A 9,738-nucleotide genomic window follows, 5' to 3' on the forward strand; every position below is an offset into this window, starting at 1 on the left:
TATAGTTTTTGATAAAATAAAATTTAATAATCATGCGCCAGAAAATACAAATAATTTTTTATTTATAAAAAAGGAATCAAGCTTGCTGGAGGCACCAAATGGAAATGCCATAACACATTTAGGATTTAGTGAAAAACCTGAAATACTATTTGATATGGTATCAGATGCTGCAAACAGTCCAAAATGGTACTTTACAGAATTTACAAAAAAAGCTAGCACTAATGTAAGTAAAAAAATTAATAAAGATAAAGATGGTAAGGTTATTGCAGAAAATCCAACGACTGTTAGAGGATTTATAGCTGGTAATGAAGATACTGTTTCACCAAGAGGTTTTTACTGGGACAAAATGATTAAAAAAATCGAGATTGTAAATAAATTTATTGATACAGCAACTAAAGATAATGAAAAATTGTATATTATTACTGAATACAAACCTTTATCACGTGATAAACCTAGTGAAAAGGACAAATTTGGAAATAAAAATAATCAAAGTATCATAGGCTATACAAATTCTAAAAAAGAAGGAGAAATTATTAATATTCCTGATCAGACAATTTTTAGAATAATTGGTGAAGAAAATAATATGTTAAAAATAGAAACACCATTTTATGGTGGACCTTACTTCATTGAGAAAAAAGAAGAAACATATAAACAAGTAGAAAATATAAAAGGTAAGGTAAATAAATTTGTTGCAATTGACCCGCATAGTCAAACTGAAGCACTATTCCAAAGAAATCCTGAAACTGAAAAATATGAAGTGGTAACATATTCTTACGTAACAACAGGAAAAGATGGATGGGGATCATACGAAACACCACATGGAGCATTTTTGATAGCTTTCACAAGACCGTATATGACATTTACAAGACACGCAAGAGAAGGGGATAAAACTCTTCCTGGAAGATCAGACTTGACTATCGGAGGAAGTGCTAGATATGCAGTAAGATTCAGTGGTGGAGGTTATATGCATGGAATTCCTGTAGGACTTAATTTTAGAGGTTCAACGTTAAATACAGGAGCAGCTCATAAAATAGGAACTTATAAAGATTCTCATAAATGTGTAAGACATTTTGATGATCAGATTGAATTTATTGTTGGATGGATAAATGCAGACAGTAAAATCAAGGATAGAGATAACACAATACCTGAAGAGCCTGTAATAGCAGTAGTTTTATAAAATAACCTTAAAATAAATAATAAGGAGAAATAAATTTATGATAAATAAAATAAATTTACAAAAAATGAAATTTTCAATGGTGGCATTATTAATACTTTCTGTAATGTCAATTAATGCTTTTTCAGCACCGAAGGAAGTAAAAAAAATAGAATGGAAACAAATTTCATTGGAGCCTGATTTAGATGGAGATGGAATTAAGGATAAAATAGATGTAGATTATGCAGTAGAAGGAAATAATGTGCGTTTAAAATTTACTCCTTATGTATTTAATGAAAAAGCAAAATTTGTAAAAGGAAAAAGTGTAGAAAAAACAATAACTAAATCTGAATTTGAAGCAAAATTTGATACTTTTATAAAAGGATTTATAGCAGAATATCCAAAAAAAAGCGGAGTTACATCTGCACAAAAGCAAAAAACACAGACTCAAAAATCAGAAAAGAAACCAGAAACAGTGCAGCCAGTTAAAGAGATAAAGACTAATGAAATGGACAAAAAGCCAGTATCGCCAAAAAAAAATGAAGATAATTCTAAAGGAAATCAGAAAAACAACAAAACTATAGAAAATACCAAGCCTGTAGAAACTTCAAAACAGTCTAATATGGAAAAGGTTCAAAATTCTGTAATTGAAAAAAAAGAAAATGAATCAAAGGAAAAAGAGACAAAAGAAACTATAGAAGCACGAAAAAATACGAATTCATCAAGAGGACAATACTCATATATTAAAGAATTTAATACTCAAAGACCAAAGAACTTAACATTCAATTTTCAATACGACAAACATTCACCAAAAGAAATGGATGAATTTGTTTTTGTAAAAGAAGCGACAAATATAAGAAAAGAGCCAAATTCTAATGCAAAAACTATAAAATCAGCAGCATATTCTCATAAATACAAAACAACTGGTATCGTTAAAACTAATGCTGGAAATAAATCAGATGAATGGTATGAAGTATTTTTTGATAATCAAATAGGTTATATTCCAAAATCAGCTGTTGAAAAAAGAGAATTTGACTGGAATGACATGATGGCAAAAGTTGAGAAGACAAATAAGTTTATAAAAGAAGCAGTTAGTGCCAATAAAAAAATATATGTCTTAGATGATTATGTTCCGCTTGGAGGAGGGGAATCAGGTAAAAGAGATAAATTTGGAAATCGTGCTAATCAAAGTGAATTTGGTTATACAGATAAAAGTTTTAAGGATTATATAAATATTCCAGATAGAACAATTATGATTGTGGAAGAAGAAAATGATAAATACGTAAAAGTAAAAATAGATGCCTATGATAATGGTACTTATTATTTAAAACCTTCTACAAAAAGATATTTGAAAGATGCAGGAATTACTGGCGAAATAACAAGATTTATCTATGTTGACAGAGCAAGTCAAAATGAAATGGTTATAGAAAAAGCAGGAGATAACTGGAATGTAGTAACTTCTTCATTTGTAACTACTGGAAAAGATGCTGGAAATTCATTTGCCACACCTTATGGAACTTTCCTAATTGCTTACTCTAAACCTGTAATGCAGTACACAGGTTCAGATAACAAGGCAGTTGTAGGAGATGCAAAAAATGCCGTAAGATTTAGTGGTGGAGGTTATATGCACAGTATTCCATCATTATTTGAACCAAAAAATACAAGAGAGCAAAGAAAAGCTGCAACAGCTAAAAAAATAGGAACTTATCCAGAATCTCATAAATGTATAAGACATTATGATGATCAGATTAAGTTTATATATGACTGGTTAGGAAATTCGACACCTGGACATCCAGAAGGATTTAGAGTGCCTAGTGTTCCTACAGTTATGCTAGTTAAATAATAAATTAAAAATTAATTCAGATGTTTGGGATATTCCATTAAAAGTGAATATCCCTTTTATTTTAGAGAATTATATAACTTTTTTATTTTGCTAAAAGGGGTAAAAAAGGGGCAGAATAAAATTTTTAAATTTTGTTCAAAATATCTATCATTCTTTTATTTTCTTCTTCATACAAGTGAGCATAGGTATTTAATGTCATTTTGATGTCCTCGTGTCCAAGCCTTTTGGAAATGGCTAAAATATTTACACCTTTCTGAATCAAAAAACTTGCGTGAGAATGCCTTAAATCGTGCATTCTTATTTTTTTAACTTTAGATAGCTCTACATATTCAAGAAACCTTTTTCTAGCATATCCTCTTCCAAAATCAAACAATCTTTGGCTGTTTGCTGGCTTATAAATTCTATTTATTTGTTTTTTTAATAATTCAAGTGTTTTATCTGTAAGTGCAATTTTACGAATGCTACTCTCTGTTTTTGTCTTTGTTATAATATCTCCATTAAAACTTCTTGAAACTGTTTTATTAACATTTAATTTCTTATTTTCAAAATCCACATCTTTAATATTCAAAGCTATTGCTTCGCCAACTCTCATACCTGTCCAGAATAGCAGTGAAAAAAACACAACATCCTGTATATCCTCTATAACTGATATAAACTTTTGAAACTCTTCCAAACTCCAAATGGAAAATTCCCTAGTATTTTTTCTTGAACCAATTGTCTTTACTTTAGACATAGGATTAGATTCAAGATTGTAATATTTTACTGCAAAATTAAATACACATTTCGCTTGGCTTTCAATAATTCTAAGAGTATTTTTTGAAAGTTTTTTTTCTAGAAGTTCATTTTGAAAGTTCCTGATGTGGTTTGTATTTATCTCGTTCATCAAAATATTTCCGAAAATAGGAAGTATATAATTATTCATTAACTGTATTTTTCTAATAATTGTACTGTCTTTTACTTTTAATCTACAATCTTCTAAGTAAATTTCCCACATAGTTTTAAACATTATATTTGAATTTGAAGCAAGCTTATTTAAAAATTCTTGTTCCCACAATATTGCTTCTTTTTTTGTATTAAAACCACTTTTTCTTTTTCTAATTGTTTTTCCTGTTGAATCAACCGTTCTTATTTCAACTTTCCATTTTTTATCATTCTTTTCTTTGTAAACGGACATACGAATACCTCCTAAGCAATTTTGTAGCGTTCGTTAAAATATTCAATCGCCACTTTTCCACGTTGCACACGTATCCCTTTTTGCTTTAATTCCTCATTTAACTCCCTAATCACTTTGTATGCTTGGCTTAAACTTATTTCTAGTATTTTCATAATATCATTAGCATTATAAAAATATTTCTTTATTTTCATCATTCCTCCATTTTTGTCATATTAATATGGCTAGATATAACACAATCTTTTAAAATATGCTTAGCAGTCTCTTCAAAAGTTGGACTGCTAAAACTTTCGTCTTCTATTTCTTCTCTATCAATATACACTTTTGCTATGAATCTTATTTCGTTTTCAATTTTTATTTTGTAAATTTCGGCGTACTTTATCAATTATTTTCCTCCAACAAGTTTTTGTTTTCGTAAATATTTCCAACAACCTCGATTTCTACAATACTCTCATCAGATAATCTTAGATTAAGTGGTTGTATCCTAAATTCCGAGATATAGCATTCGATTTTTCCTGTGCATTCAACTTGGTCACAATATTCTCCATAGCCCTCTAATTTTAAAATTTTTACAATATCCACCTCATAAATTTCTTTACCATTTTTATCTTTAAGTCCTGTGTATTGTAGCAGTTCAAATTGTTTAAAATCCACGTTTAAAAGTTTTATTACCCCATTCGATAAAGTCGCTTTCTTTTCTTCGAAATCTATGCTTGCGATTTCAAATATTTCTTTTCTTTCTTTATGATATGCTCTAAATTTTATTTCTCTACTCATTATTATCCCTCTTTTTGTGCCATTCAAGGCTACATTTTTTCATATATTCTGCATACTTCTCTGCTTCTTCTTTTGTTTCGAAGTAATTACCTAGATTATAACTAATATCATCTTCTTTAGAAAAAGCCTCAACCGTCCAACTTGTTTTAAATTGAAAACTGATGTAATGATAGTATCCGCCATGTTTTGCTCTCCAACGTTTCTTTTCCATTTTAATCCTCCGCTCTTATTTTTTTACAACCAATTTACTTTCCAGTATTTTTGCGTTATCTGGAACTTCTTTGAACTCAAAGTGCGTATAAAGGCTGTCTTTCCATGTCTGTTCAGCTTCCTCAAAATATTTCTTGGCTTCTTCTTTGTTGTCGAAAACTTTAATGTTTTCGGCTATATAATCGAAATATCTCGTTACTATATATTTCATTTTAATCCTCCTGTTTTGTTTTAAAGTACCTCAATTAACCCTTGCTTTTTTATTTTATTTTTAAATTATAATTTTCTTCTTTTTCAAAATCCCCAAATACTTCCTGAAAAGGCTTTTTATCAATGCTCACTTCACTTATTTGCAATTTTTCTTTCAAACTGTCAGGAAGTTGTGAGTATTCCTCGAAACTAAGCTGGAATGGCTTAAATTTATATATTTGATATTCACTAGGCACATCTTCCGGATTTGGTTTTATTTCACGGTTACTTTTTCTTAAAAAAATTATTCTTCCGCTTTCTGTTTGTACTCCGTTCGACTGACCTGATTCAATCCCACAGCTTCGCATTACTTCGACTACATTTTTGGAAAATCTTTCAAATCCTTTTGTATAGAACTGTTTTAGATTTTTCAGTCTTTCAATTTCCTTGTCAATTGCTCCAACAATCTTGTTTTCTCCTGTTCCTTGTCCTAGATAATTTATAAATTTATTATAAATTTGAACAATTGCCTCTCCTTCGTCCTCAATTTCCGTTACCAACATTTCCCTTGTATCTTTTAATGTTTGTTCATCAATTTCATCTTCCAAAAACGCTCTTTCAATATTTTTTCCTGCTGCGCTCAATGGATATAAATTTAATTCTTTACTCATTTTATTTTCTCCTATCTCTATTTTTATAATTTATAATTTTTTATTTATTTTTGTAATTGCTATCAAAAAGGAAACCCTTCGTCCTCATCAGAATCATAACGATTTCTGCTATTATTTTGACTGCTACCGCTGTTTTTGCTGTCAATAAATTCAAAAGTGTTTGCCAAAACTCTTGTAAATTTCCTTTTTTCTCCGTTCTGTTCGTAACTGTTTACACTTAAACGTCCTTGTATTAATATTCTGTTACCTTTCCCAAAATATTCAGCTATATTCTCAGCCGTCTTTTCCCAAGCGACACAGTCGATAAACTCAGCTTCATCTTTTGTTTTCTGTACAGCTAATGTAAAAGTTGTGTATGCCTTTCCATTTGATGTATATTTTAGCTCAGGATCTCGTGTTAATCTTCCCATTAATATTGCTACGTTCATAATTTATGCTCCCTTCTTTTGTTCGATGTTATCTTTAATAAATGTCGCCAACTCTTCGAGTTTTTCATAAGAAACTTCATCAAGACTTTTTGCTGAATTTTCTAATTTGCATTTATCTACTTTCATTTTAAAATCTGTATAATGTTCATTTATATATTTTATAAACCGTGCTTTCTTTTCTTCTTTTGTCAAAGTTTTTTTAGGCTTTGCTTGTTGTTTCTGATTATTTTTTTCTTCGTGCTTATTTATCGCATCGTTATCTTTTTCGTTGTCAATAGTAAATGCTCCGCACATTAAATATTTTCTTGCATAGCTTATTGATACTCCTGTTGTTTGTGTCAAATCATTACCGTTTTTGGGTTTCGCTACAATAACATCAATACTTTTCGTAATTTTTTCAACAGGATTTTCCACATCTATAATTTCGATTGTGCTTGTCAAAATTTCTCTTTCATCTTCAATCCGTATTTTTTCATCAAATAGCAGAATTAATTTATCTTCTTTTAAAAACGGTTTTAAAGCGTTATAAATATCTTCTGCTGAACGGTAATTGTATTTACCAAATTCATTTCTGTTGTCTTTTGTTGCTTTTAATTCAACCTGTATCCTATTTATTTTTTCGTAAATGTTCATTATTCTTTTCCTCCCATTTATCATTGTCTTGTTTTAATTCCTTGTTAAGTTCCTGCAAGTTCTTAGCAGCGTTCTTAAAAAAGTTAAGGCTTGCATTCTGTTGTTTTATATAGTCATCTGTAAACATCGTTTTTTCTCCTTTAAAATTACCCCCTATTTACAGCCCTTTAAAATCTTTAAATCTAGCTGGAACATACCATAGTAATAGTGCCACCAAAAACGGAAAAGCCACATTGCCACCAAGTATCCAATGTCCTTTGATTCGGATAACTTCAATCTGAATCCAAATTGATGTCAGTATCAAAATCATCCATTTCATCATATTCTTTACTGTCAGCATTTTCTTCCTCCAATTCCTTGATTTCCTGTTTATCCATTTCTTTTTCAAGTTGTTCTCTTATTGTCATTATTCCTCCTAAATATATTTTCTGATTTCTTCAATGATATTATCGTAATATCTGAAACTTTCCACTTGTTTATTGCTGTGTCTTGATTTGTCGTATGCCCAGTATCCGAATTCTTGAGTTTTTAAATTATGTTCGTTTGTCAAGCGTCCTATCCTGTTGCCTGATATTTTTATGCCGTGTTTGTTCATTATTAATTGTGATAATTCGCTTGCACTATATGATTTCTTTTCAGCAGTAGGAAGTTCAAGAATTGGCTTGTCATATAGAGCGTTCGCACTGTAAATCGCTAAAGTTTCTTTATATCTTTCGTTTGAAATTGTCTGCGAAAGCTCTTTTAGAATTTTGCTTTTCTCAAGCTTTATTCTGTCTTTTTCCAAATCAATTAAATCATTGTTAACATAGTTTCGTGAAACTTCTTTTTTGGTAACTTTCTCAATTAATCTATATCTCACATCTGCACTATATCTTGCTCCTAGCTGTAGAATCCCTTGAATATTTGCAATATACATTGGCTGTTGTTTGTTTTGTTCATTGATGTAATAGGACTCTTCAAAAATGAGTTGTCCTCTTTCGGTTCCCAATTTATCTATTTCATCTCTAATATCTCTTAAGATATTGTAATGTTCTTTTCCTGTTATCTCTGCAATCTCTAGAGATGTCATTGTTCCTTTTGCCTGTAAAATTTTTAAATCATTCATTAGCTTTAAATCCCTCCTAAAATAAATTTTTGTATTAACTTAATTGTGCTATCTATTTAAAAGTTAAAAAAATAATAAATAAAGAAAGGAGCTGGCAATGAAAATACCAGTTTTCTGCATACTTCAAGCAGTGTACTATGTGTACAGTATGCAGAGGTTAATAGATAGCACGATTAAATTAACAATTTTTACTGTTTTTTATTGAAAAATGCACTCTTTAATGTTACACTTGTTTTAATTCTCTGTTAGAGAAAATTTATTGATGAAAGGGGGTGTAATTATGCGATTAAACCCTGATTTAATACGTGATATTCTTTTAAAAGCTGAATTAGAATCTTATAGTATTTTAGGCAGTGGCGATAGCTGGTTTGATGATGATGAAAAGAATTACCAAAAACCTAAAGAATTATCAAATTATTCAGATAAAGAAATCGAATATCACGTAAAACATTTAAAAGAAATTGATTTATTGATTACTAAAGCAGACTATGGTAAACTTATTGATATTCTTGATTTAACTGTTAAAGGGCACAATTTCGTTTCCAATATAAAAAATGATGAAAATTGGAATAAAATTAAAGAAATATCTGATAACATAGGTTCTTCTTCAGTAGAAACTTTAATAAAAATATCTGATAAATTAATTTCAGAACTTATTGATAATCAGTTTATTCAACATCAATAATTTCTATCTCAGAGTTTAGAAAAGTTATTTCAATTAATTCAGTTCTTTCTTTTGATTCAGCACCATAGGAGTAATTAACTTTCACGTTTTTTACTCCTTTTAAAATTTCTCCATTTAGTTTTGGAACTAAAACTCCGTCTTTTTTTCTTTCTATTGTTATTTTATTTTTCATAAAAATCTCTCCTTACTTTTTGAATAATTTCTTAATTCTGTTTTTCAACTTCTTAGCTTCTCTTTCTTTTTTCACTTTTTCGTTGTTGCTGTTTACTAATGTTACTGATTCAAAATTCATTGTTATTCCTCCTTAATTTTCTTTATATAAAATGTCAACAAAATACTTTGTAATCATGTCGCACTCTTTATCAAATCCCTTTTCTTCTTCATCTGTGTAATTAGGATTTTTCTTTTCCCAGTCTTCAAATACTTTCACATCTTGAAAATAATCAAGACCGATGCTTTCGAATGATTTGAAATCAAAGTCCGCTTCTTCGTATCTGTCAATCAGATAGTTGTGAAAATCTTCAAGTGAGATGTATTTTAATTGATTTTCGTATTTTGTTTTAAATTCCTTGAATTCGTTTTCTAAATGGTTGCAGAATTCTTGATACTCTTCTATCGCTTGGTCTTCTTCTTCGCATTTTCTAGCCCAAGCCAAGTCTCTTGCTCTTTCTGCTCCTTCTGCGAATTTTAGATTTTCGCTGTAGCTCATTTTATCATCTCCTTTTATAAGGTTCGTTTACCATTTAGTAAACAAAGAAATTAAAAAAATATTTATATGTTTCTTGTTTACAAAATAAGTTTACCATAAAGTAAACAAAAAGTCAAACATTTTTTTACTAAATGTGGTATAATTATTTAATAAAGGAGATGGTT

At 29.5% G+C, this 9,738-nt stretch carries 17 protein-coding genes; 3 read left to right on the forward strand and 14 right to left on the reverse strand.

The features are described 5' to 3' along the window. Both Q0370_RS02205 and Q0370_RS02210 read left to right on the forward strand, forming a co-directional pair. Nucleotides 1-1,177 (forward strand): L,D-transpeptidase (locus Q0370_RS02205; protein WP_299571522.1); only part of this gene is annotated, 1,177 nt, incomplete at its 5' end. A 37-nt stretch (nucleotides 1,178-1,214) separates the two neighbouring features. After that, complete coding sequence (locus Q0370_RS02210; RefSeq protein ID WP_299571524.1) at nucleotides 1,215-2,996, forward strand: L,D-transpeptidase family protein; 1,782 nt, start codon at nucleotides 1,215-1,217, stop codon at nucleotides 2,994-2,996. Between the two features lie 124 nt (nucleotides 2,997-3,120). Here the strand turns inward: Q0370_RS02210 and Q0370_RS02215 are convergent, their stop codons facing one another. From Q0370_RS02215 to Q0370_RS02270, 12 genes are all read right to left on the reverse strand, one after another. Next, nucleotides 3,121-4,170, reverse strand: coding sequence for a site-specific integrase (locus Q0370_RS02215; RefSeq protein ID WP_299571526.1), 1,050 nt, complete (start codon nucleotides 4,168-4,170; stop codon nucleotides 3,121-3,123). 11 nt (nucleotides 4,171-4,181) lie between these two features. Continuing rightward, nucleotides 4,182-4,364: a helix-turn-helix domain-containing protein gene (locus tag Q0370_RS02220; RefSeq protein WP_197735183.1), complete on the reverse strand. Its 183-nt coding sequence runs from the start codon at nucleotides 4,362-4,364 to the stop codon at nucleotides 4,182-4,184. Beyond that, nucleotides 4,361-4,552 carry a hypothetical protein gene (locus tag Q0370_RS02225; RefSeq protein ID WP_299571535.1) on the reverse strand — a complete coding sequence of 64 codons (192 nt, stop codon included), beginning with the start codon at nucleotides 4,550-4,552 and terminating at the stop codon, nucleotides 4,361-4,363. The genes Q0370_RS02220 and Q0370_RS02225 overlap by 4 nt, the downstream gene beginning before the upstream one ends. After that, nucleotides 4,549-4,944: a YopX family protein gene (locus tag Q0370_RS02230; RefSeq protein ID WP_299571537.1), complete on the reverse strand. Its 396-nt coding sequence runs from the start codon at nucleotides 4,942-4,944 to the stop codon at nucleotides 4,549-4,551. Before Q0370_RS02230 ends, Q0370_RS02225 begins: the two co-directional genes overlap by 4 nt. Further along, complete coding sequence (locus tag Q0370_RS02235; protein WP_299571540.1) at nucleotides 4,937-5,155, reverse strand: hypothetical protein; 219 nt, start codon at nucleotides 5,153-5,155, stop codon at nucleotides 4,937-4,939. Before Q0370_RS02235 ends, Q0370_RS02230 begins: the two co-directional genes overlap by 8 nt. Nucleotides 5,156-5,170: 15 nt before the next feature. Continuing rightward, a complete protein-coding gene (locus Q0370_RS02240) occupies nucleotides 5,171-5,365 on the reverse strand; it encodes a hypothetical protein (protein ID WP_299571543.1) in 195 nt (64 codons plus the stop codon). A 49-nt stretch (nucleotides 5,366-5,414) separates the two neighbouring features. Continuing rightward, a complete protein-coding gene (locus tag Q0370_RS02245) occupies nucleotides 5,415-6,014 on the reverse strand; it encodes a hypothetical protein (protein WP_299571546.1) in 600 nt (199 codons plus the stop codon). Between the two features lie 62 nt (nucleotides 6,015-6,076). Continuing rightward, nucleotides 6,077-6,442, reverse strand: coding sequence for a single-stranded DNA-binding protein (locus Q0370_RS02250; RefSeq protein ID WP_299571549.1), 366 nt, complete (start codon nucleotides 6,440-6,442; stop codon nucleotides 6,077-6,079). A 3-nt stretch (nucleotides 6,443-6,445) separates the two neighbouring features. Continuing rightward, on the reverse strand, nucleotides 6,446-7,075 hold the full coding sequence (locus Q0370_RS02255) for an ERF family protein (RefSeq protein WP_299571552.1): 630 nt from the start codon (nucleotides 7,073-7,075) through the stop codon (nucleotides 6,446-6,448). Next, nucleotides 7,050-7,202, reverse strand: coding sequence for an enterotoxin type A (locus Q0370_RS02260; RefSeq protein WP_299571555.1), 153 nt, complete (start codon nucleotides 7,200-7,202; stop codon nucleotides 7,050-7,052). Before Q0370_RS02260 ends, Q0370_RS02255 begins: the two co-directional genes overlap by 26 nt. Before the next feature lie 145 nt (nucleotides 7,203-7,347). Beyond that, the gene (locus Q0370_RS02265; RefSeq protein ID WP_299571557.1) at nucleotides 7,348-7,482 is read right to left on the reverse strand and encodes a hypothetical protein; all 135 of its coding nucleotides are present in this window, start codon (nucleotides 7,480-7,482) and stop codon (nucleotides 7,348-7,350) included. 8 nt (nucleotides 7,483-7,490) lie between these two features. Continuing rightward, nucleotides 7,491-8,180: a Rha family transcriptional regulator gene (locus Q0370_RS02270; protein ID WP_299571560.1), complete on the reverse strand. Its 690-nt coding sequence runs from the start codon at nucleotides 8,178-8,180 to the stop codon at nucleotides 7,491-7,493. A 280-nt stretch (nucleotides 8,181-8,460) separates the two neighbouring features. On the opposite strand from Q0370_RS02270, the gene Q0370_RS02275 reads away from it, so the two are divergent. Beyond that, nucleotides 8,461-8,865, forward strand: coding sequence for a DUF2513 domain-containing protein (locus Q0370_RS02275; RefSeq protein WP_172618808.1), 405 nt, complete (start codon nucleotides 8,461-8,463; stop codon nucleotides 8,863-8,865). Here the strand turns inward: Q0370_RS02275 and Q0370_RS02280 are convergent. Then, on the reverse strand, nucleotides 8,849-9,037 hold the full coding sequence (locus Q0370_RS02280; RefSeq protein ID WP_299571564.1) for a hypothetical protein: 189 nt from the start codon (nucleotides 9,035-9,037) through the stop codon (nucleotides 8,849-8,851). The genes Q0370_RS02275 and Q0370_RS02280 overlap by 17 nt on opposite strands. A gap of 132 nt (nucleotides 9,038-9,169) precedes the next feature. Continuing rightward, nucleotides 9,170-9,574, reverse strand: a complete 405-nt coding sequence (locus Q0370_RS02285; protein WP_299571567.1) for a hypothetical protein — start codon at nucleotides 9,572-9,574, stop codon at nucleotides 9,170-9,172. Between the last annotated feature and the right edge of the window lie 164 nt (nucleotides 9,575-9,738).

The sequence above is a fragment of the uncultured Leptotrichia sp. genome, assembly GCF_938036635.1.
Taxonomy (GTDB): Bacteria; Fusobacteriota; Fusobacteriia; order Fusobacteriales; family Leptotrichiaceae; genus Leptotrichia; species Leptotrichia hongkongensis.

Coding starts and splice junctions, on each gene's coding strand:
- Q0370_RS02210 (WP_299571524.1), top strand. CDS start 1,215: ATGATAAATAAAATAAATTTACAAAAAATGAAATTTTCAATGGTGGCA.
- Q0370_RS02215 (WP_299571526.1), bottom strand. CDS start 4,170: ATGTCCGTTTACAAAGAAAAGAATGATAAAAAATGGAAAGTTGAAATA.
- Q0370_RS02220 (WP_197735183.1), bottom strand. CDS start 4,364: ATGATGAAAATAAAGAAATATTTTTATAATGCTAATGATATTATGAAA.
- Q0370_RS02230 (WP_299571537.1), bottom strand. CDS start 4,944: ATGAGTAGAGAAATAAAATTTAGAGCATATCATAAAGAAAGAAAAGAA.
- Q0370_RS02235 (WP_299571540.1), bottom strand. CDS start 5,155: ATGGAAAAGAAACGTTGGAGAGCAAAACATGGCGGATACTATCATTAC.
- Q0370_RS02240 (WP_299571543.1), bottom strand. CDS start 5,365: ATGAAATATATAGTAACGAGATATTTCGATTATATAGCCGAAAACATT.
- Q0370_RS02245 (WP_299571546.1), bottom strand. CDS start 6,014: ATGAGTAAAGAATTAAATTTATATCCATTGAGCGCAGCAGGAAAAAAT.
- Q0370_RS02250 (WP_299571549.1), bottom strand. CDS start 6,442: ATGAACGTAGCAATATTAATGGGAAGATTAACACGAGATCCTGAGCTA.
- Q0370_RS02255 (WP_299571552.1), bottom strand. CDS start 7,075: ATGAACATTTACGAAAAAATAAATAGGATACAGGTTGAATTAAAAGCA.
- Q0370_RS02260 (WP_299571555.1), bottom strand. CDS start 7,202: ATGTTTACAGATGACTATATAAAACAACAGAATGCAAGCCTTAACTTT.
- Q0370_RS02265 (WP_299571557.1), bottom strand. CDS start 7,482: ATGACAATAAGAGAACAACTTGAAAAAGAAATGGATAAACAGGAAATC.
- Q0370_RS02270 (WP_299571560.1), bottom strand. CDS start 8,180: ATGAATGATTTAAAAATTTTACAGGCAAAAGGAACAATGACATCTCTA.
- Q0370_RS02275 (WP_172618808.1), top strand. CDS start 8,461: ATGCGATTAAACCCTGATTTAATACGTGATATTCTTTTAAAAGCTGAA.
- Q0370_RS02280 (WP_299571564.1), bottom strand. CDS start 9,037: ATGAAAAATAAAATAACAATAGAAAGAAAAAAAGACGGAGTTTTAGTT.
- Q0370_RS02285 (WP_299571567.1), bottom strand. CDS start 9,574: ATGAGCTACAGCGAAAATCTAAAATTCGCAGAAGGAGCAGAAAGAGCA.